Source organism: uncultured Thiothrix sp., from assembly GCF_937873765.1.
Lineage (GTDB): Bacteria > Pseudomonadota > Gammaproteobacteria > Thiotrichales > Thiotrichaceae > Thiolinea.
The window spans coordinates 41497-63366 of record NZ_CALMZC010000037.1 but is presented as its reverse complement, the minus strand read 5'-3'; the positions used below and the strand labels follow the sequence as shown (position 1 = coordinate 63366).

22 protein-coding genes are annotated in these 21870 nt (G+C 45.1%); 8 read left to right on the top strand and 14 right to left on the bottom strand.

What is annotated here, in order from left to right:
• Positions 1-20: 20 nt before the first annotated feature.
• The 7 genes from folC to Q0307_RS09770 form a co-directional block, all read right to left on the bottom strand.
• On the bottom strand, positions 21-1319 hold the full coding sequence (folC, locus tag Q0307_RS09800; RefSeq protein ID WP_298659988.1) for a bifunctional tetrahydrofolate synthase/dihydrofolate synthase: 1299 nt from the start codon (positions 1317-1319) through the stop codon (positions 21-23).
• The gene (gene accD, locus Q0307_RS09795; RefSeq protein WP_298659986.1) at positions 1316-2203 is read right to left on the bottom strand and encodes an acetyl-CoA carboxylase, carboxyltransferase subunit beta; all 888 of its coding nucleotides are present in this window, start codon (positions 2201-2203) and stop codon (positions 1316-1318) included. The genes folC and accD overlap by 4 nt, the downstream gene beginning before the upstream one ends.
• A gap of 19 nt (positions 2204-2222) precedes the next feature.
• Positions 2223-3026 (bottom strand): tryptophan synthase subunit alpha, encoded by an 804-nt coding sequence (gene trpA / locus Q0307_RS09790; protein WP_298659984.1) that lies wholly within the window; start codon positions 3024-3026, stop codon positions 2223-2225.
• Positions 3023-4207, bottom strand: a complete 1185-nt coding sequence (gene trpB, locus Q0307_RS09785; RefSeq protein ID WP_298660212.1) for a tryptophan synthase subunit beta — start codon at positions 4205-4207, stop codon at positions 3023-3025. The genes trpA and trpB overlap by 4 nt, the downstream gene beginning before the upstream one ends.
• A 131-nt stretch (positions 4208-4338) precedes the next feature.
• Positions 4339-4968 (bottom strand): phosphoribosylanthranilate isomerase, encoded by a 630-nt coding sequence (locus tag Q0307_RS09780; RefSeq protein WP_298659981.1) that lies wholly within the window; start codon positions 4966-4968, stop codon positions 4339-4341.
• A complete protein-coding gene (locus Q0307_RS09775; protein WP_298659979.1) occupies positions 4968-5531 on the bottom strand; it encodes a chalcone isomerase family protein in 564 nt (187 codons plus the stop codon). The genes Q0307_RS09780 and Q0307_RS09775 overlap by 1 nt, the downstream gene beginning before the upstream one ends.
• Before the next feature lie 124 nt (positions 5532-5655).
• Positions 5656-6234, bottom strand: coding sequence for a hypothetical protein (locus tag Q0307_RS09770; RefSeq protein WP_298659976.1), 579 nt, complete (start codon positions 6232-6234; stop codon positions 5656-5658).
• A 421-nt stretch (positions 6235-6655) separates the two neighbouring features.
• On the opposite strand from Q0307_RS09770, the gene Q0307_RS09765 reads away from it, so the two are divergent.
• The 4 genes from Q0307_RS09765 to Q0307_RS09750 are packed head-to-tail and all read left to right on the top strand — an operon-like array spanning position 6656 to position 9630.
• Positions 6656-7549, top strand: a complete 894-nt coding sequence (locus tag Q0307_RS09765) for a zinc ABC transporter substrate-binding protein (protein ID WP_298659974.1) — start codon at positions 6656-6658, stop codon at positions 7547-7549.
• Positions 7542-8267, top strand: coding sequence for an ABC transporter ATP-binding protein (locus Q0307_RS09760; RefSeq protein WP_298659971.1), 726 nt, complete (start codon positions 7542-7544; stop codon positions 8265-8267). Before Q0307_RS09765 ends, Q0307_RS09760 begins: the two co-directional genes overlap by 8 nt.
• A gap of 20 nt (positions 8268-8287) precedes the next feature.
• Positions 8288-9139, top strand: coding sequence for a metal ABC transporter permease (locus Q0307_RS09755; protein WP_298659968.1), 852 nt, complete (start codon positions 8288-8290; stop codon positions 9137-9139).
• 32 nt (positions 9140-9171) lie between these two features.
• Entirely contained in the window at positions 9172-9630 is a 459-nt protein-coding gene (locus tag Q0307_RS09750; protein ID WP_298659966.1) for a phosphate-starvation-inducible PsiE family protein, read from the top strand.
• On the opposite strand, the gene Q0307_RS09745 is transcribed toward Q0307_RS09750, so the two are convergent.
• The gene (locus tag Q0307_RS09745; protein ID WP_298659964.1) at positions 9627-11681 is read right to left on the bottom strand and encodes a molybdopterin oxidoreductase family protein; all 2055 of its coding nucleotides are present in this window, start codon (positions 11679-11681) and stop codon (positions 9627-9629) included. The genes Q0307_RS09750 and Q0307_RS09745 overlap by 4 nt on opposite strands.
• 63 nt (positions 11682-11744) lie before the next feature.
• On the bottom strand, positions 11745-12347 hold the full coding sequence (locus Q0307_RS09740) for a hypothetical protein (RefSeq protein ID WP_298659962.1): 603 nt from the start codon (positions 12345-12347) through the stop codon (positions 11745-11747).
• A gap of 433 nt (positions 12348-12780) precedes the next feature.
• Here Q0307_RS09740 and Q0307_RS09735 point away from each other — a divergent pair, with 433 nt between their 5' ends.
• Entirely contained in the window at positions 12781-13251 is a 471-nt protein-coding gene (locus Q0307_RS09735; protein WP_298659959.1) for a hypothetical protein, read from the top strand.
• A gap of 15 nt (positions 13252-13266) precedes the next feature.
• Positions 13267-13917, top strand: coding sequence for a hypothetical protein (locus Q0307_RS09730; protein WP_298659957.1), 651 nt, complete (start codon positions 13267-13269; stop codon positions 13915-13917).
• A gap of 74 nt (positions 13918-13991) precedes the next feature.
• Here the strand turns inward: Q0307_RS09730 and Q0307_RS09725 are convergent, their stop codons facing one another.
• Together Q0307_RS09725 and Q0307_RS09720 are read right to left on the bottom strand one after the other, a co-directional pair.
• Positions 13992-15398, bottom strand: a complete 1407-nt coding sequence (locus tag Q0307_RS09725) for an ammonium transporter (RefSeq protein WP_298659955.1) — start codon at positions 15396-15398, stop codon at positions 13992-13994.
• Positions 15399-15409: 11 nt separating this feature from the next.
• Positions 15410-15748, bottom strand: coding sequence for a P-II family nitrogen regulator (locus Q0307_RS09720; protein ID WP_298659952.1), 339 nt, complete (start codon positions 15746-15748; stop codon positions 15410-15412).
• A 227-nt stretch (positions 15749-15975) separates the two neighbouring features.
• On the opposite strand from Q0307_RS09720, the gene Q0307_RS09715 reads away from it, so the two are divergent.
• On the top strand, positions 15976-16251 hold the full coding sequence (locus tag Q0307_RS09715) for an accessory factor UbiK family protein (RefSeq protein ID WP_298659950.1): 276 nt from the start codon (positions 15976-15978) through the stop codon (positions 16249-16251).
• Between the two features lies 1 nt (position 16252).
• Here Q0307_RS09715 and Q0307_RS09710 read toward each other — a convergent pair whose 3' ends face one another.
• Positions 16253-17824 (bottom strand): flotillin domain-containing protein, encoded by a 1572-nt coding sequence (locus Q0307_RS09710; protein WP_298659947.1) that lies wholly within the window; start codon positions 17822-17824, stop codon positions 16253-16255.
• A 100-nt stretch (positions 17825-17924) separates the two neighbouring features.
• Here Q0307_RS09710 and Q0307_RS09705 point away from each other — a divergent pair, with 100 nt between their 5' ends.
• A complete protein-coding gene (locus tag Q0307_RS09705; RefSeq protein ID WP_298659945.1) occupies positions 17925-18701 on the top strand; it encodes a YdcF family protein in 777 nt (258 codons plus the stop codon).
• 16 nt (positions 18702-18717) lie between these two features.
• On the opposite strand, the gene Q0307_RS09700 is transcribed toward Q0307_RS09705, so the two are convergent.
• Positions 18718-20697, bottom strand: a complete 1980-nt coding sequence (locus Q0307_RS09700) for a U32 family peptidase (RefSeq protein ID WP_298659943.1) — start codon at positions 20695-20697, stop codon at positions 18718-18720.
• An 86-nt stretch (positions 20698-20783) separates the two neighbouring features.
• Entirely contained in the window at positions 20784-21782 is a 999-nt protein-coding gene (locus tag Q0307_RS09695; protein WP_298659940.1) for a nuclease-related domain-containing protein, read from the bottom strand.
• Between the last annotated feature and the right edge of the window lie 88 nt (positions 21783-21870).

Below are 21870 nucleotides of genomic sequence, written 5' to 3'. Positions count from 1 at the left end.
AGGGTTTGCGCTCGTAGCACTTAAAAAATACCGTCTAACGCTTGGGATACTACCAGAAATGATCCGAAAATCACCACTCTATCTATAGACGCAGTCTTCGTAGTTAAGGTTTTCCAAGCATGACTAATATCAGAATAAACTTGAAAATTATGCAAACTAACAGAGGCAAACGCTGATTCAAGGGTAGAAAGAGATGCGGCTCTGGGAGAATCTAACGGAAATATATGCCATTCGTCTACTTTGTCTCGCAAAGATTGAATAACACCATCGATATCCTTATCAGCTAATATAGAAAAGATCACAAAAGTTTTCCCAGCGATTGGATTATTTTCCAACCAATTCGCTAAATTTTCCGCCGCATGCGGGTTATGGGCGACATCAATCCAAACATCTGGCTGGCTTTGTAACTTTTGTAATCTACCGGCTATCGTGGCATTGAGAATGCCTTTTTGTAAAGCCAAACCATTTATTCGAGGCAGGCGCTTAGCTAAACAATGTAAAGCCACAACTGCACATGCTGCATTATTTAACTGAACTTGGCCTTGCAAACTAGGGCGAGGTAGATTTTGCCAAGTATGCTCAATGACTGCCTCTGTCGACCTCAAACTGATTGAAAAACTTTCAGCAGTCACTGGCTCTAACAGAAAGTCATCACTCAATTGAAGAAGTTGAGCACCCTTTTCTTGAGCGATCTCACGAATACTTTGGGGGGGATTGGGGTCACCACAAACTAAAGGTTTACCCGCTCTAGCAATCCCTGCTTTCTCGCGCCCGATCACTTCACGGTTATGCCCAAGCCATTCAACATGATCAATACCAATTGCCGTAATAATCGCGGCATCGGCATCCCAGAGATTAGTCGCATCTAAACGCCCTCCTAAGCCTACTTCCAGCACTGCAACATCAACTTTAGTCTCAGCAAAAATCCACAAGGCCGCTAAAGTACCAAACTCAAAATAGCTTAGAGAAACCTGTTCACGAGCTAATTCAATCGCAGTAAACGCCTTAACTAATAGACTATCTTCAACGGGTAAGCTATTTAAAGTGATGCGTTCGTTATAGTGTAGAATATGCGGCGAGGTATACGAGCCAACTTGATAACCAGCACTCTGAAGTATGCTGGTTAGCAGCGCTACCGTTGAGCCTTTACCATTAGTACCCGCCACGGTAATGATAGGAAAATCTGGCTTGAGGAGCTGCATGCGTGTCGCTACTTGAGCAATGCGCTCTAAACCTAAGTCAATCGTGGACACATGCAAATTTTCTTGCCAAGCCAGCCACGCTGCTAAACCCTGACCGAATGGAGCTGAATTAATCACGCGGGTACAGGCTGCGGATTAGGGTTAGGACGATGCTGCAAAATAGCGAGTAAATCGGCGATAGTTTCACGCAGCTTATTTCGATGCACAATAAGATCAATTGCACCTTTCTGCAACAAGAACTCACTACGTTGGAAACCATCGGGCAAGGTTTCACGCACGGTTTGCTCAATGACACGGGGCCCTGCGAAACCAACCAGTGCTTTCGGTTCAGCAATATGAATATCACCTAACATTGCAAAACTCGCAGAGACTCCACCCATCGTTGGATCCGTTAAGACTGAAATGAACGGCAAGCCCTTTTCACTTAACTTAGTCAACACTGCGCTAGTTTTTGCCATCTGCATTAAAGAGAACAGGGCTTCCTGCATACGCGCCCCACCGCTGGCAGAAAAGCATATAAAGGCTGTCTTTGCCTCCATTGCCGCTTGCGCACCACGCACAAAACGCTCACCCACAACCGATCCCATAGACCCGCCCATATAACGGAAATCAAAGGCAGCGACAACTACCGGAATGCCACAAACACTGCCTTTCATCACAATAAGAGCATCTTTCTCGTCGGTTTCTTTTTGAGCGGCAACAATGCGATCTTTGTATTTTTTAGTATCACGGAATTTAAGCATATCCGTAGGGCCAACTGAGGCGCCAATTTCCTCACGCCCGTCTTTATCTAAGAAAATGTCTAGGCGCTTGCGTCCATAAATACGCATATGAAACTCACATTTTGGGCAGACTTCATTATTGCGCTCTAATTCTGCTTTATACAGCACCGACTGACATTCAGGACATTGACGCCATAGCCCTTCTGGAATGGATTTTTTTTCTGCTGACCCAGATTCAGTACGAATCCGCGAAGGTAACAATTTTTCAAACCAACTCATTGTTTCATTTACCTTTTATTCAAGCATCTAAAGCACTACGCATCGATGCCAGCAAGCCACTAATGTTTTTTATAATCGCGGTATGATCATTAGGGGTTGTTTCCACCTGCTTAATCAAGGCACTCCCTACCACCACAGCATCAGCGACTTGGCCGATTGCCTTTGCAGTCGCTGCATCTTTAATCCCAAAACCTACACCCAAAGGCAACTGCGTGTATTCGCGCATTTGCTGCAAACGCGCAGCCACCTCTGTTGTATCCAAGGTATTCGCACCAGTAACACCTTTCAGAGAGACGTAATAGACAAAACCACTCGCTGCTTCGGCAATCGCTTGCATTCGATGTGCTGGTGTTGTGGGGGCAACTAGGAAAATAGGGTCTAAGCCATGCGCTTTAAACAGGGGTAATACAGATTTACCCTCTTCCGGCGGCAAATCAACGGTTAATACCCCATCAACACCAGCCTCTTGCGCGGCTTTAGCAAAAGCCTCATACCCCATAATTTCAATAGGATTTAAGTAACCCATTAACACCACGGGAGTCGTTTGATTGGTTTGGCGAAACTCACTGACCATTGCTAAAATATTAGCCAAGCTAGTGTTATGCACGAGGGAGCGTTCATGCGCTAACTGAATCGTTGGGCCATCGGCCATTGGATCGGAAAACGGCACGCCCAATTCAATGATACTAGCACCCGCCTCTACCATTTGATGCATGAGTGGTACGGTAATACTCGGGTGCGGATCACCTGCCGTCACATAAGGAATGAGGGCTGTTTTACCCTGCGCTTTGAGCGCTTGAAAACAGGCTGCAATCCGACTCATAGTGTAATCCCCTCTAAGCGCGCAATCGTATTAATATCTTTATCACCACGACCAGATAAGCACATAATAATACTTTGGTTTTTAGCCAGTGTTGGTGCTAGTTCCATCACATAAGCCATCGCGTGACTGCTTTCAAGTGCAGGAATAATACCCTCTTTGCGAGTCAAGGTATGAAAACCCTCCATCGCTTGCGCATCCGTTACTGCTACATACTGAGCACGACCTAAATCCTTTAACCATGAATGTTCCGGCCCTACTCCTGGATAATCTAGACCTGCTGAGATTGAGTGAGTTTCAATAATTTGTCCATTAGCGTCTTCCATTAAATAGGTGCGATTCCCATGCAAAACACCTGACTTGCCTGCGGTCAAAGGAGCAGCGTGTTTGCCGGTAGAAATCCCTGAGCCAGCCGCCTCTACCCCATAAATCGCAACCGATTCATCGGCTAAAAAAGGATGAAATAAGCCAATCGCATTTGAGCCACCACCGACACACGCAACCAGTGCATCTGGTAAACAACCATCCTGCTCTAAAATTTGCTGGCGAGCTTCCCGCCCAATTACTGATTGGAAGTCGCGTACCATCGCAGGATAGGGATGAGGGCCTGCTACTGTGCCAATAATATAGAAGGTGTTATCAACATTCGTGACCCAATCACGCATCGCTTCATTCAAGGCATCTTTTAGGGTTTTAGAGCCAGAATGGACGGGGACGACGGTAGCACCCAACAACTTCATCCGGAATACATTGGGGGCTTGACGCTTGACATCTTCCGCCCCCATATAGACGACGCACTCTAAGCCTAAACGTGCTGCAATCGTGGCCGAAGCTACCCCGTGCTGCCCTGCACCCGTCTCAGCAATAATCCGAGTTTTACCCATATGTTTAGCGAGGATAGCTTGACCAATCGTATTATTGATCTTGTGCGCGCCGGTATGATTAAGGTCTTCGCGTTTAAGAAAAATCTTCGCACCGCCTAATTCACGGGTTAGGCGCTCGGCAAAATATAAAGGACTAGGGCGACCGACATAATGCTTCAAGTCTCGATCAAACTCAGCTTGAAAAGCGGGGTCATTTTTCAGAGAACTATAAGCTTGCTCTAGTTGATAAATTGGCTCCATCAGCGTTTCTGCGATGAAACGCCCGCCGTAAGCGCCAAAATGCCCGGTTACGTCCGGCATGGCATTCCAGTTAAATTCGCTGAACTTCACGAGCTGCTCCTAGGAAATCGGCAGAAATTAAAGAAAGGAACTTAAGTTACCATAAGAGTGACTAGCCTGCTATGTTGCAAGCTAGCTATCTGCACTAAGCTTTAAAACCTAGCATTTTGTATAAAGGCTTGAACCTTAGCCGCATCCTTAATACCCGAACTAATCTCCACCCCACTACTCACATCAACCGCGTAGACACGACTAACCCGAATCGCTTCAGCAACATTTTCCGGACTTAAACCGCCCGCTAAAATAATAGGTTTTGGATAGTTTTGTGGTACTCGTGTCCAATCGAAGGTTTCACCAGTCCCCCCTGCTGCACCGGGTGCATGACTATCCACTAAAAAACCTTGCGCTTCTGGATATTGATCTGCATAGGCTTCAAAACCACCTGAAGCCGCGATGCCCTGCATGCCGACTGCTTTTAAATAAGGATGTTTGAACTGCGCACAATAACTTGGGGATTCTGAGCCATGAAACTGCAATAAACTTAAAGACATCGAGGCTAATACATCATGCACAAAGCCTGCCTCCGCATCCAAAAATAAACCAACAGTAGTCACAAAGGGGGGAGCAACTTTACAAATTTCTGCCGCCTGTTCGATACCTATATTGCGTTTACTTTTTGGATAAAACACTAAGCCTAAAGCATCAGCTCCAGCCGCTGACACCATTAAGGCATCAGCCACTGAAGTAATTCCGCAGACTTTAACTCGACAACGAGCTGTCACTAACCGCCCCCCAATAAAGCACTCTTCAAATTAGCTTGGACAGGTTTAGCACCTAACCAAATCCCGAAGAAAGCTTGTTTGAAATCAGCTCCAGCAATAGTTGCTGCATTTTTACCATTTTTAATAATGATGGTATTCTGAGGTTTATAGACAAAATCGTAGACATCGCCTTCTTTAATCGGTTGTTTAAAGACTTGGATCAAACTTTCGATCTTTGGTTGAAGTGCAGTTAAATTAGCACCTGCGGACTTCTGGAAGCCCTCACGTACTGCCTCTTCCATATTTTCGCTAGTGATCATGCTGGAAGTAATTTCCATACGCAAAGCTAAGGGCTGCTTCGCCTCTAACAGAGCATTGGCGTCTTTACTCGGTGCAGTCACATATAAACCAGCGGTATACAAATTAAAAACTAATTTGCTGCGTACCCCTTTGCCATTCAAGGTTAGAGCTTGACCTGCAAAATTTTGTTTGGCAGGAAAATTATCAGCTGCATGGCTAGTAAGGGGTAATAAAAGCAACAGCATGAACGCTGCGCTGAATAAACGATGCAGTACTGTGTTCATAGGTTCTCCTCCTTATGGTAATCAAGCTTATCTATAACATGTTGGAGAACAATTTGACTAGCCCATCCTCCAAAGGTTCAGCACACTAAACCTTTAGGAGAAATAGGATATAAACGGCATCAACTCAGGCAGGTAACCAATTGCGAATACGCCCTAACCAAGGGTTATTCTTGGGGTTGAATTCATTGAGACCCGTATTTAAAACTGGTTTAGCTCCAGTAAATTGTGCTAATTCTTTTTCTAAGGCAAAACGCTCGTCTTGCATTAGCTGTATTTGTTTAGCTAGTTCAGCAAGCTGGCTAGCGCGCTCATCGGTCTCTAACTCAGGACGAGCACGTAATTCTTGTAAGTCTAGATTAAAAGTTTTTAAGGCTTGACCCGCTTTTCTTAAAAAAGCCACTAAGCGCATTTCATATAAATGCAAAGTATTATAAGCCTGCTGTAAAGTTAGATCTGTTTCAGGTTTTAAAGCAGCAAGTCGAAAGCGTAAATGAATCTTTTTTGCAACCACTTCGGTAAGCTGCAATTTGCTATGTTGCACCCCCGCTTCGAAGGCTTCCAACTGAGCAGAGAGCGCATAAAAGCTACGGGCTTGTGCTAAGCGCTCACTACCTGCCTGCATTTGTGCACGTGCACCGATTTGCAAATCCGTGAAAGCTTTAGAGACCTTAGGTAGAGGCAGATATCGAGTAATGGCGTTCATAGCATTTCTCCGAGTTATAATGTAGCTATGCTTTGTATATAGCCACAATATCACTCCTTCGCTTAAAAACTTCTGTGGTTCAGATAATTGATGTAATCATTATGACAAACGTGCGGGACATTTGTTCAGCACCCAAATAGGGGATAATCTTTTATTTGGAATAAAAAAACCCCTTAAATAAGGGGTCTAATTTAGGACAACTTATATAGCTATACGCCAATAAAGGTGGTTGGGAGGTAATCAATATAAGGTATGGCCTATTATCCAGACTCACACTCTAAAACACAGTACATAAATCACTGTACTAGTGTGATCTGTGCACCCCTCGCGTAACTATCCTTCAATTGAGAAAAATCGCCAAGTTGACAGGTTTCAGCTACTATCAAACGCCCTTCATTTTTGTATCCGCTGATTAGTTAGTATGAACTTAGTCTCACCCTTAAATTTTAAGCAATTAATCACCATCGGCTGGTTGCTCACTGTATGTGGACTCTCGCCAGTTTGGGCTACTGAACCCTTACAAGTCTTCGTGAGTGTCTTACCTCAAAAGCATTTCGCCGAAAAAGTAGGTGGCGATCAGGTCAAAGCTGAGGCGATGGTACAACCGGGCTTTAGCCCGGAAACGTATGAGCCAACCGCCCAACAAATTAGTGCACTGTCCAAAGCACATCTCTATGTGCGAGTCGGCATGCCTTTTGAGGATGCTTGGATGAAACGTATTCAAGGGGTGAATCCAATTATTTTACTAGTAGATGCAAGGGATGGTGTTAAATTACGCAGCTTAGAAGCGCACTCACATCAAGGCCATGCGGAGCATCAAGGAGCTATGTTTGACCCACATTTATGGGTAAGCCCACGCATTGCCAAGCAAATGGCTAAGCAAATGGCTGATACCTTTAGCCAACTACGCCCAGAGCAAAGCGCACTATTTAATAAAAACTACGCTAACTTTGCTGCTGAACTTGATCAACTTGACCAAGAGTTAGTGGAGTTATTTAAAGATAAGCAAAACCTCAAATTTATGGTCTTCCACCCTGCTTGGGGTTATTTAGCTGATGCTTATGGCTTACAGCAAATACCGATTGAAGTTGAAGGCAAAGAGCCGGGCGCAAAAGCCTTAGCTACCTTAATTGATGAAGCTAAACATGAACAAGTAAAAACTATCTTTGTACAGCCACAATTTAGCCAACGTGCTGCTGAGCAAGTCGCCAAAGCGATTGGTGGTCAAGTGGTTTCCATTGATAATTTAGCTGAAGACTATATTCCTAATTTACGTAAAACCGCGCGCTTAATTGTGGGTGCTGAGCGTGAATAAGGTGATTGAGCTACATAATGTCAGCTTTTCTTATGGACTTGTGCCAGTGCTGCAACATATCGACTTTAGTGTGGAACAAGGCGAATTCTTAGGCATTGTTGGCCCCAATGCAGGCGGCAAAAGTACAATGCTCAAGCTCATTTTAGGCTTAATTAAACCTCAAACTGGTACGGTGACTGTGCTCGGCAAAAAACCTGCCCAACAGCGCACCCAGATTGGTTATGTGCCACAATATCCGGGCTTTGCCCGTGACTTTCCTATTACTGTAGAACAAGCTGTTTTGTTAGGACGTTTGGGTGCAGGTAGGCAGTTTGGACGTTATAACGCTGCCGATTACGCAGCCGTTCAGCAAGCTTTAGCGGAGTTGGAAGCGCAAGATTTAGCCCAGCGCCCGATTAGTGCCTTATCTGGCGGGCAATTACAGCGGATTTTATTAGCACGGGCTTTAGTCAGCGACCCCAAAATCCTGATTCTGGACGAACCAACTGCCAATATTGATATGCGCATCGAAAGTGATATTTTCGATCATTTGCGCGAGTTAAATAAGCGTTTAACCATTTTGGTAGTCTCGCATGATATTGCTTTCATTTCCGATTATGTCAGTCGGGTCGCTTGCTTAAATCGCACTTTAGTTTGCCATACCACTGATGCGATTAATGGTCATTTGATCCAGCATCTCTATGGCGAGCCAATTCGGCGCGTTGCCCATGTTCATTAATTTTAGCTGCTTTTGCCACCATGAATGAGTTTTTAAGTGCTTTAATCAGCCAACCTTTTTTACAAATGTCTTTGCTCGCTGGCTTATTAGCCAGTTTAGGCTGCGGGGTGATAGGGACATTTGTCGTGGTGAAGCGCATCACCTTTTTAGCGGGGGGTATCGCTCACTCCGTGTTAGCAGGGATGGGCGCAGCCGTTTATTTCGGCTTTGATCCTCTACTGGGTGCTCTAATTGCCGCCATTGTCTCTGCACTCTTGATTGGTTGGATTCGTCTCAATTGGAAGACTCAAGAAGACACCCTTATTGGTGCAATCTGGGCGATGGGTATGGCAGTAGGCCTACTCTTTATTGCCCAAACGCCGGGTTATACCAGCAGCTTAACTAGCTACTTGTTCGGTAATATTTTATTAGTACCTGAACAAGATGTCTGGTTTATGGGGATTTTAGATTTAGTACTACTGCTGATAGTTGGCTTATTTTATCGGCAATTTTTAGCTGTCATCTTTGACGAAGAATTCGCCCGCTTGCGGGGCGTGCCGGTGAGTTTCTTTTATTTACTGCTACTCTGTTTGATCGCAGTGACTGTCGTGTTATTGATTCATGTGGTGGGGCTAATTTTAGTGATTGCACTTCTTACTCTACCGGCTGCAATTGCTGGGCATTATGTGCACTCGCTGGGTTGGATGATGCTGATTGCTACTTTGTTGGGTAGCAGCTTTACCATTGGCGGCTTAGCAATTTCTTATAGCCCTGATTTACCGGCTGGCCCAACTATTATTCTACTGGCAGGTAGTGCTTATGTAATATCTGCGATCTTCAGTCACTATCGCTTAAAGCGTAGGGCGCATCAGAGTCTATCTATGTCATTATAGCTACTTCGTTGTGCCATCTAGAGGAGGACTAGATGAATAAACAGCTCAATGCATGGTTAGAGCGCTTTGGTAATTTCGCGGTCGATACTTTTCATCTGTTAGGTCTATTCGTGATCGGTGCCACCATTGTCTGGTCGGCCATTCACACCTATCTGCATGAAATTATGACCAAACCCTACGCAACCCTCGATGATATTCTGCTACTTTTCATTTATCTAGAACTGGGCGCAATGGTAGGTATTTTCTTTCGCACTCATCGTTTGCCTGTCATTTTTCTGTTGTTTATTTCTATGACAGCACTCACCCGTTACTTAGCAATCGATCTAAAAACGCTAGATGACCACAAGATCATTACGATTGTAGCCGCCATTTTGTTATTAGCTATCGCTGCTTTCGTATTACGCTTTGGTGAAGCACGTTATGCCTCGCCCCATGAAAAAATATCCTCACGTGAAGATTTAAGCGATCACCAGACCACGAATATTTCTTAAGCGATCTGCACTTCGACCAAGCAATCATAGAAAGTAGCTGCTGCGCCTAAATCAGTGAGCGCTTGGCTGGCAACTTCATTGCAATTCTTGCCATCACTAGATATTTTCTTCCACCAAATCGAATAGGCTAACACCACCCCTTGCTTGACCCGATCTGTGACAACCGCCTTAACCTGAAATGCTCCTCGTGCATTAAACACCTTCAACATTTGCCCGTCTTGAATCTGGCGAGCCGCAGCATCAATAGGGTGAATTTCTAAGCTTGGCTCAGGTAGTTGTTTGCGTAAGCTATCCACGTTCACAAAGCTACTATTCAAAAAATGCCGTGCGGGGGGAGAAATAAGCTGTAAAGGATAGCGTGCTGCTAATGCTGGATTACTCGCAACGGATTCATAAGGTGGTAGATAATTCGGCAAAGGATCTAAACCCACCGCTGCTAATTCAGAGGATGAAAATTCACAACGACCTGAAGGAGTAGGAAAACCACCTGTGGCAAAGGGCGCATCAGCGACATTTAATTTTTGCCAACCTTGTTTCTGCAAAGTTTCCCAACTGATATTAGCGGCATAAGGATGCTGCCAGTCAAAAGCCGCTTGCGCTAAAGCCCTATCATCATCTTGGAAACAACTTTCAGTAAAGCCCATTCTAGCCGCTAACAGGCGGAAAATTTCAGAGTTTGATTTACACTCACCAAGCGGTTGAATCGCTTGCTGACTTAGTAAAATATAACGATGGCCGTAAGATTTGTGAATATCGCTATGCTCCAACTGAGTGGTCGCTGGAAGCACAATATCCGCATAATCGACAGTATCGGTTTGGAAGTGCTCTAAAACCACAGTAAACAAATCTTCACGAGCAAAACCTTGGGCCACTTTGCTACTTTCAGGAGCAATGGCAACTGGATTGCTGTTATAGACCAGTACGGCCTCCACACCATCATTCAGCAGATGATCCCCTACCGTACTCATATTCAATAAACGGGGCGTACCCTTTGGATATAAATCGGGGCGCTCTAAACCAAGAGGATTCATCGGATAGAAACCCGAACTTGATAGCAGCAAACCACCCGCTGCCTGCCGCCAAGCACCAATCAATGAGGGTAAACAGGCCACTGCTCGAATCGCGTTTGCACCACCCCGCACCCGCTGTGTTCCATAGCCTAGACGGAAAGCCACAGGCTGCTGATCTTGTAAAGCCGTTTTAGCAATCAAAGCCGCTAAGTCTTCGATCTCATGCGCAGTAATGCCACAAATTTTTGCTACATAATCGGGCGTATATTGAGTTGCACGTTCTGCTAACTCAGCAAAGCCGAGGGTGTAACGCTCAATATAATCCCGATCCAGCCATTGTTCACGCATAAAGATATGCATCAAGCCAAAAGCTAATGCAGCATCAGTCCCCGGTAAAAGGGCGATATGTTGCTGACATTTTTGTGCCGTCAGTGAACGATGCGGGTCAATAGCAACAACGGTAGCGCCCTGACGCTGAGCCTCTTGTACTTTGCGCCAAATATGTACGCCTGTGGTGATCGGATTACTACCCCAAATCAGAATCAGTTTGGCTTGATCAAGCTGCTCTACATCCATGCCTACACCAGCACCATAAGTGGCACGCATCGCTGCTGCCCCAGCCGAAGCACAAATGGTACGGTCTAAGCGCGAAGCCCCCAGCTTATTGAAGAAACGTGCCGCCATGCCCTCTTTCTGCACTATCCCCATCGTGCCACCATAACTGTAAGGCATAATGGCTTCTGGATTGCGAGCAGCAATGGCTTTTAGGCGTGTGGCAATGGACTCTAAGGCTTCATCCCAGCTAATACGCTCGAATTTGCCCTCACCTTTACGCCCAACACGTTTCAGTGGATACAGTAGACGATCAGGATGATAAGTCCGCTCTAGGTAACGCGCCACTTTGGTGCAAAGTACCCCATCTGTAGTCGGATGCTGAGCGTCGCCTTCGATTTTAATTGCGCGCCCAGCCTCATTCACAGTGACTCGCATCGCGCAGGTATCGGGGCAATCATGGGGGCAAGCAACTGGAACAGTAAACATAAGCAGGATCCTTTAAAACTAACTAGCCGCAATAAGCATACAACTGCCAGCTAGCATAAGTCATTAAGGGAGGCGGCGTAAGTCCAGTAACTTTTGTTTCATTGCAGGCCACTCGGTTTGATCAACACCTAATAAACGGACATCAATGCTCGTACCTGCACGTACATAATGCAAGGTTAGATCATTTAAGCCGCTATCCGTCATATTCCATTGTGCTTTATCCGGATCATTTGGCACGGCCTCTAAACTACCCGCCAAAAACTGTTCCATCCCTTCAAGCATCTTCGGATCTTGCATCACTAACTTATTTACCGTGATGGTCGCAGGCGGCTCACCGGTATATTGGCAACTGAGCTGCGTTCCACCTGCAAATGGGACTTGAACTGCATTAACAATACTGAGTTTTAAGCCTAAGCCTTGATTAAGCTCCTCTACAGAATAGGGGCAGGTAGCTGGGTCAGTAGGCGGACTATTGGTCGCCGCTGCATTCGCGGGAGCACCTTCACTAGCCAAGACTGGAGTGGATGCAGACGCTGGCACAGGTGTGTCGATTACAGGGGTTGAAGCTTGGTCAGTGGATGCTTTTGAGGCTTGGTTTTCTTCAGAACCTGAGCAAGCTGCTAGGGCTAGACAAGTAGCAGCAATTAAAACAACACGATAAATCATGGAGGCTCTCGTTACTGGTTAGAATAATAATTAAGTAACCTTAACTATCACAAGAGCCTACTCACACGAATCAATTTCCGACGCAGCGTTTAGCCTCTCGGACAGGCCGCAAACTCACAATTTGGCCCAGTACGACCGACGGAAGTACGTCTATCAGGACATATGCGTGCATCCATAGGACATATAGTCATGTCACCTTTACCTTTAGGGGTAGGCAGAGGACTCTGACCACTATCTGAGGAGGTAGGAGCCTGACAGCCTGCTAGTGTCAAGCTTATAATTATAACTAATCTATTTAAACCTAGCTTCATCGGTGCTTCTCCTGAGCTAATTGAGTTTTACTGCTGCACTTTTTTCATAAGCAATACAGAAATCTTTATAATTTGAATAACGACTTTGCGCTCTAAATTCAAATTATGTATTTAGAGCAATTATGAGCAATCTCGTCTTCTATTATCGACATTCCGGCTTGTGCCCTGCGTTTAAGCTTCTCGACCAAACGCTGGCACAGCAACAGTTGCATAGTTTAACGGCTGAATTCGATGAATTCCGCGTTGATATTTATGCACTGGCCGACTCACCGACTTCACGTCGAGTTGCTTTTGATTTCGACTGCACTATCACCGCTGATCCTAAATTTTTCCGCTCTCTAATTGCAAGCTACCATACACAAGGCTGGGAACCCTTTATTTGTACTTTACGTGCAGATGATAAGGATGGCATTAAAGAAATCAGAGAAACTCTTAAGGATGATAGTATTCCTATCTATACTACCGACGGTCAACTAAAACGCGCATACTTATATGAGCAAGGCATTGATGTAGGTCTGTGGATAGATGATTATTTTCCGGGCATTGCGCATCCGGGGGCGTGGATCTTGCAAATCAATGGGATCGATTATTAATATAGATAAGCAATCATGGATGCCAGCCAGCAAATTCTGCAATGTTTTCTTGAGGGACAATATGAACGCATACAGTGCCCTCAATGTGAAAATACCTTCCTCACCAATGTGTACGCCATGCACTGTGATGGCAAAAATATTTCTCTCAATTGCAAAAAATGTCATCGTGATTTTTTCGCTGAAAACCAACTAGGTGAGTGGAACCACTATGTACTGCTCGAAAAATTTTCCCTTGGCCTAGAGTATTTCTGCGATGCGATTCAGCAGCAGCAACTGACAGAAATCCCGTTCATTCGTCGTATTGGCCCACTGTCCGAAACCGATGAAATATTACCTTTAGAACACATTGAAATCTTCACCGAAAATGAATTGGATTATCGCATTATCTATGTAATGGAACGATTAGAACATCTGAATGAGGAAGATAGTGCTTTTTTCACTGTACATGTGCATGAAATTGATTGGCTGGAAGAAAAAGACCGTCTTGAAGTTTGGACTTGGGTTAAAGAGCGCTATGGTGAAACTTTAGCCAATGATTTACGCCAACTCTGCCGCTATTACCGTGAGCATCAAGATTTTATTAGCTGGGATTTGCATGGCGATAATTTAATGCGCACCCACCAAGGTAGAATTGTAGTAATGGATCCGTTCACACCTAAGTTTTAAGCCTAAATCCTGCAATAAAAAAGGCGGGTAAACTACCCGCCAATTCCTAGAGAACACACAGATCTAAACTGATCTTACATGGTATAAGCACGCTCACCATGCGTTACCGTATCTAAACCTTCACGCTCTTCATCTTGCGTCACGCGTAAACCGATGGTGTATTTGAGCAGAACTAAGATCACTAAACTGACCACACCTGACCAGACAATCGCGACCGCTACACCCCAGAGCTGGCTAAAGATTTGTGCAGTGCTATAAGCAGCCACTGTACCCGTAGCATAGTCAAATACGCCTGAACCACCCAAGGCTGGATTGACCACAATCCCTGTACCAATCGCACCAATAATACCGCCAATACCGTGCACACCGAATACGTCCAAAGAGTCATCATAACCGAGCATATGTTTCAGACCAGTGACACCCCATAAACAAGCAGCACCCGTTACTAAACCTAGGGCAATCGCCCCCATAGGGCCTGCAAAGCCGGCTGCTGGAGTAATCGCCACTAAGCCAGATACAGCACCAGATACCACACCGAGTAAGGAAGGTTTACCACGTAATAACCACTCAGCTGCCATCCATGATAAACCTGCCGCCGCAGTAGCCACAATCGTGTTCAACATCGCTAACACTGCTGTACCTGTGGCCTCTAAGTTAGAACCAGCGTTGAAACCGAACCAACCGACCCAGAGTAAAGAAGCACCAATCATGGTCATCACTAAGTTGTGGGGAGCCATCGAATCACGGCCATAACCGACACGTTTACCCACGACAATCGCACCGACTAAAGCTGCCATGGCTGCATTAATATGCACTACCGTACCCCCTGCAAAATCTAAAGCCCCTTTAGCAAATAAAAAGCCCGCAGGAGCATCATAAGCAGAAGGACCACCCCAGAACCAAACCATGTGCGCCATCGGCAGATAAGAGAAGGTAAACCACAGTACGCAGAAGACTAATAAAGCTGAGAATTTAATCCGCTCAGCAAAACCACCTACGATAAGGGAAACAGTGATCGCCGCGAAAGTCAATTGGAAGATAGCAAAGACCATTTCATGAATCACGACACCTTTACTAAAGGTTTCGACAGTGACTGAAGTATCCACGCCTTTGAGGAATAGCTTGTCAAAACTACCGATAAAGCTATTTAAACTACCACCATCAGTGAAGGCTAAGCTGTAACCATAAATAACCCAGAGTAAAGCGATTAAACAGAAAATACTGAAGACCTGTGCGAGCACCGACAGCATATTCTTGGCACGTACTAAGCCACCATAGAATAAAGCTAAGCCCGGAATAACCATCATGATGACAAGTATAGTAGAGATCATCATCCACACGGTATCGCCTTTATCCGGCGTTGGTGCAGGAGGTGTAGTGGCGGCGGCATCAGCAACTGCCGTAGTCGCCTCTTGTGCTCCTGCCAGACCTGATAGACCTAACAAAGCCCCTATTAGCATTAAAGTAAACTTTAAATTCATTCCATCCCCCTTTAGAGCGCTTCGCTACCCGTTTCACCCGTGCGAATCCGCACAACTTGTTCTAGTGGCATCACAAAGATTTTGCCATCACCAATTTTCCCTGTATTAGCTGCCTTGCTAACAGCCTCAATCACACGATCCACTAAGCTGTCATCAATCGCAATTTCGACTTTAATCTTTGGCAAGAAATCAACCACATACTCTGCACCACGATATAATTCAGTGTGCCCTTTCTGCCGTCCAAAGCCTTTCACTTCAGTCGCAGTGATTCCCTTAACCCCCATCTCACTGAGCGCATCCCGCACATCGTCGAGCTTAAATGGCTTGATAATGGCTGTTATCATCTTCATCAGTAGCACTCCTTTTCTAATGCCATAAAACTTTAAAAATTGCAGCTTTAAAACTTAAGGCTTGTCTAGCAAGGGATGTGCCAACTTTAAAAACCACCTAAAATCCCCAGATTGTTCTAAACTGGCGTTGAGTAGTAAGCACTGCTAACTAGTAATGCACCATAAAAGTGCTTACAAAAAATCACTATGCACCAGTATTTTCGGCTAAGCCTTTAGGAGTCACAGCAATGAGCAACCCTTTGGATGACATGATGAAAAAGTTTTCAGACCTCTTGCCTGAACCTGTCCGCAATTTGCAGGAGGATTTTGAGAAGAATATGCGCGGTGTGATGGAAACAGGTTTACAAAAAATGAATTTAGTGACCCGCGAAGAATTTGATATTCAGACTGCTGTACTACAACGCACTCGAGAAAAATTAGAAGCGCTAGAAGCCCGTTTAAAGGAATGGGAAAATAAACAGGCTTCCGCGACCAGTCAAAACGAACAAGGTGGTGCTAATTAAATTAGGCCGCATCAGGGTTGTCTTCAGCCTCAGTTGAGTTACGTGCTGGACGTTGCGCTCGTTCGGGAGCGATCTGTTCCCGAATAAACCCCGTTAAACCATCACTACTATCGCCTTTCAAATCAACTTCGCGCAGCAAACTATCAATCAAAGGGACTTGGGCACGATAACGCAGAGCACTGTCCACAATTTGATCGGCTAAACCACTATTATTACCACCACCCTTCAGATTAGCAGAAGATGAACTGGATACAGCACCTAAACCGTCAATATGCATGATTTTAATACCATCGATATTTTCGATCGGTTTTACGCTTTCACGAATAATTTGTGGTAACTGCCGAACAATTTCCATTTTGACCTGCATATCAATCTGGCTCTGCCCGAGAATGTTGGCAGCTTCATTTAAAGTACGCTTACCAATCGCTTCTACTTGATAACGAACTTCAGCAGCTTTCGCTGCTAAGCGCTCCACCTCTGCATTCGCCTCCGCAATGATAGTTTGGCGCTGAGCTTCTTTTTGTGCACTAATCACTTCGATTAATTTTTTACGCTCGGCTTCGGCTTTTTCACGCGCTGTCGCAATTTCTTCCGTTAAGCGTGCCGCCTCAGCTTTCATTTTATCAGTTGCCATCCAAGCCTCAGAAATACCCTTTTCAAATTCTGCACGAGCTACTTCCATATCACGCCGAGCCATTTCAATCGCGGTTTCTTTAGCAATGCGAATTTCTTCTAATTCACGCTCCACCCTTAATTTATTTTCTTCAATATCCTTAGCCGTCTGTGCCTGTAAATCAGCTAAATAACGCTCTTGTTTTTTCTGTGATTCGATCTGTTGTTGCTCAATCTGCAAGCGCCGCTGCTCAGATTCTTTATTTTTTTCTTGAATCTTAATTTTATTTTCTTGCTCAATATCGTTACGGCGCTTTTTACTTTCCTCAGTGATCTCATCCAGCTTAATTAAACCGCGTGCGTCGAAAGCATTATTTTCATCTAAATACTCACGCGCTGTTTGGTCTAAGCGCATTAAAGACACGGACACTAGTTCCAAACCATTCTTTTGAAACTCAGTATTTAAGTTATCCTCAACATTTTTTTCAAAATCAGCACGCTTTACATGCAACTCATCCAAAGACATGCTGGATGCAACCGAACGCAGCGCTGCGACGCATTGGGCTTCGACGATTTCTTTCATACGCTCTTGATTTAAAGTCCGATCCCCTAAAGTACGTGCCGCAGTCGAAATCGCTGCATGATTTTGTGCCACCCGTAAAAAGAACTCTGCTACCACATCTACCCGCAAGGAGTCATGGGTAATCAAGGCATCATGGTTAGAGCGTTCTACTTCCACACGCATGGTTTGCATATTAATGGTCATCATGTCATGTAAAACAGGGAGCACTAACGCACCATTGTTCATGACTACACGTTCTCCCCCAAAGCCGGTACGCACAAAGGCACGGTCTTTAGTAGAGCGTCGATAAAAGGTAGAAAATAAAGCAATCACGATCAACACTAGGGCGAGCGCAACCACCCCCCCTGCGTATACGATGGAGTTATTTGAGGAGTCCATACTGGTCTAGCCTAGGCAAAGATGAGTGAAATCAAGTATAAACCCTTCCGAATCGACATGCGCTATTTAGACACTAATTCCCCCTTAGACCAATGAGCCTATGATGGATAATGCCTTACTCAATCGCAGCCTTGAGTTTTTACTCCTGCCCCCCGGCCAATTACTAGTTTTAGCCTTAATCGCTCTGATCTGGAGAAAACGTAAAATGCTAGTTTGTAGCCTATTCGCTTTCGCTGCTCTGCAAATCCTTATCCTAAGTTTACCGATTACCGCTAGTTGGCTACTAGGGCAATTGGAGAATCAACACCCACCCCGCTTCGAGCTTTGGAAACAAGTACCTTTACCAGAAGCCATTGTGGTTTTAGGTTCAGGGCGAAATCTAAACGTTCCCGAATATGCAGGGGGAGAAAGCACCTCTTTAGCAGGGATTGAGCGCTTACGTTATGCCGCCCATTTACATCGTGCTACTGGTTTGCCGATTCTGGTCACTGGGGGCAGTCCTTTAGCTGAAGCGCGTAGTGAAGCCGAACTGATGCGTGCTGTATTAGAAGATGAATTTCGTGTACCCGTGAAATGGCTAGAAACCCAAAGCCATACGACTTGGCAAAATGCCCAATTTACCGACGAAATCTTAGCCACTGCAGGCATTCAATCAGTTTGGTTAGTCACTCAAGCTTGGCATATGCCCCGTAGCTTATATGCCTTTCGGAATCGGAAAGTCCAGTATCTACCAGCCTCAGTCTCTTATAGCGGCTCGATTCAATGGACAGATTACCATATGAAATTTGTACCCCAAGCAACAGCACTCGTGCGTAGTTCGATTGCCCTACACGAATGGATCGGCTTACTCTGGTATGGACTGCGTGAAAAGCTGTAATAGTTAGGCCTTGAATTTAGGTATTGGGTCGCTGCTTGTAAAAGGTCAAAGGTATCGCTGAAGCCACTGCACTAGGTGGTAACTGCTTTAAAATATGTTTTTTCATTTTGCCCATTACATGCATTTCACAGGGGCGACATTCGAATTTTAGGGTATAGGTTTCATCCCCATTTTTGAGAATTAAGGGGTCAGCACGCACTTGCCCCATGACACCTTGCACACCTTTGGCTTGTTTCGGGCAGAGATTGTATGAAAAGCGCAGACAATGTTTGGTGATCATCAAGCTTACCTCAGCTTCCTCTTCATGCGCTTCATAGGCTGGCTCAATCACTTCCACCCCATGCTTGCGATAAAATTGCCAAGCCAAGGAGTTATAGACATTCGCTAAATAAGAGAGCGATGTTTCCGGATAGACTACTGGTGGCTCAACCGCAGTTTTACGCGGTGGACGTTGCCAAGCCTTTAAACGTGCTTGCTCCAAAGCAGCCACTGCATCACGGCGCAATTGATTTAAGCTCGAAGCGGGCACAAACCATGGTTGACTCAAGTTCAGTTGAATCGCTTGCGCGGTGAAAATAGTATTGCCTAACTTGCCCAGATTATCGCGCAAACTCGCCCATGCCTTATCAGCTTGACGTGCTGGCTCTAAAACTAGCTCAAGCTCCATCGTGGCACTAATCATATCCACATCGGTGAGCGTCAAACTCAAACCGCTAGACGTTTCATTCAGGCTTATCCAAACCGGAATTAAGCGCTCAGCGGATTTTTTCAATAACGCCAATTCCCAAGCATGATCACGATTACGCGAGACTTCTGTGCCTATTTTCAAACCCACCAAGACACTGGGATCATTGGGTACAATCCGCCAAATCGTTTCACCGTCTTTCGTTTTGCCGCGCTGTTCCACGGTATTGGCTTGCAAGCCAACTACTTCACGTTTACGCATGAAATTGAGGCCATCGCCATTCGCCATCGGCTCTGAACTGGCTAGCTCAAGCCAATCTTTGCTGACTTGCTGCACGCTACCTAAGCGTAAGCCGACAAACTTAGGTGAATCGAAGGCGCCAATATCAACTTTGCGCCCTGTAGCAAAATAATCGGTACTGCCACGATGGAAGGTTTTATCTGGATTGGGTTGGAAGAAAATCTCACTACTACCAGAACTTGCACGCACCCACTCTGGGCGACGCTCCAGAACTTCATCGAGCAACTGACGATAATGCGCGGTGATATTTTTCACATAGGACACATCTTTATAGCGCCCTTCAATTTTCAGCGAGCGCACACCTGCATCCAGTAAAGCCTCTAAATTCGCCGATTGATTATTGTCTTTCATCGACAATAAATGCTTATCAAAGGCAATGACTGCGCCATTTTGCTCGGTGAGCGTATAAGGCAAACGGCAAGCTTGCGAACAATCCCCTCGATTCGCACTCCGCCCCGTTTCTGCATGGCTGATATAACATTGCCCTGAAAATGCGACACACAACGCACCATGAATAAAGTATTCAACCGTCGCGCCCTCAGCCACCGTTTGCGCAATCTCGCGAATTTGCGGCAAGCTTAATTCACGCGCTAACACGATCTGCGAAAAACCTACATCTGATAAAAACTTAGCTTTAGCTGCCGAACGAATATCGCATTGCGTGGAAGCATGTAATTGAATGGGCGGAATATCCATTTCTAACAAGGCCATATCCTGCACAATCAACGCATCTACACCAACATTATATAAGTCCGTGACCAGACGACGCACAGGCTCCAGTTCAGCCTCATGCAAAATGGTGTTTAAAGTCACAAAAATACGTGCGTGAAAGCGATGTGCGAACTGCACCAATTCGGCAATGTCTGCAATGGTATTACTTGCATTATGTCGCGCCCCAAAATCAGGCCCGCCGATATACACCGCATCGGCACCATGCAGAATGGCTTCACGGCCAATCTCAACCGTTTTAGCAGGGGAAAGAAGTTCGATTTGGTGGGGCTGAAGGCTCATGGTGCTTGGCTAACTAAGGATTAAGACTACGAAGTATAACATTTCATATTCTCCAAGCAGCAGAATCCTTCATGAGCTGAGTAGGATTAAGCAGGTACTGTGGCCGTATTAGTGAAATACAATTTACTAGATTTGCAGGCGGTGCATTCACGGAAAAACTGACTTCCTTCTTTACGAATCCGTGCGACACAGTTTTCTTGATCACATTGTGGTTTTATAGCGATATTGCCTTGGCAATCTTGACACTTGAAATAATAACCGTATTTACCATGTAAAACGGTCAGGTGACTACTATTGCAATGACGGCATAACTGCGATGACTTGGTTAGCATGGGTTCACGAATATCAAATTTAGCGTTGTAATCAATACGGATGGGCTTATGTAAGGCAACTAGTTTTTTAGCCAAATCATCCACTGTGTCAGAAGCAACAATTCGAGAAACTGCGCTTAAAGTACTGAGAGGATTCTTGAGAGCTGAAGTTGCAGAGTCATCATAAAACTCCATAATATAGCGCTTTATACTATCCGCTTTAATCACAGAGCTCGTATCGAATTTAGCCGGTCGATCAATGCGTGCATTAGGCGAAACCAGCACCACGGGAATGAGCTTTGGCGTTAAGCGAAAACCTAAACGCTTTGGCAAATCAAGGTGTTCTAAGACCTCTTGTAATACTTTTAAATGGCGTTGATTCTGCTCGATAGGTGACGCCATCCCCTCAAACGTTTTCTTATAGTCATTCCATCGCAAGAACTCACCCTTATCATTAATTTTCAGACCTGCGTGAAATGACTTGGTTTCTAATACAAAAATGTCTAAGGTACGATTAATTAACAAATGATCAATCTGCGCTACTCTGCCATTCACCTCTAAGCGTAGATCATGAATTGCTGCATAATTCTTAGAGTCTTTGAAATCGAAGTCGATCAAGTACTGTACATCCGCTTCTGTTTTCAACCCTGCTTTTAGAAAACGCAACTCTTGCTCAATATTCTTTTTTTGAATATCCGTTAAATTAGGATAAGCGAGTAGCTTTTCTAGTAGCACTAAATCAGTGTTTTTATCATCAGCAGTTTTGATCAACATTATTATTATCCTTATCGAAGTTCATGATTTGCCTCTAAACTTAGCACACCCTCTAACAAACTACTCAATAAGACGACATAAGGAAACA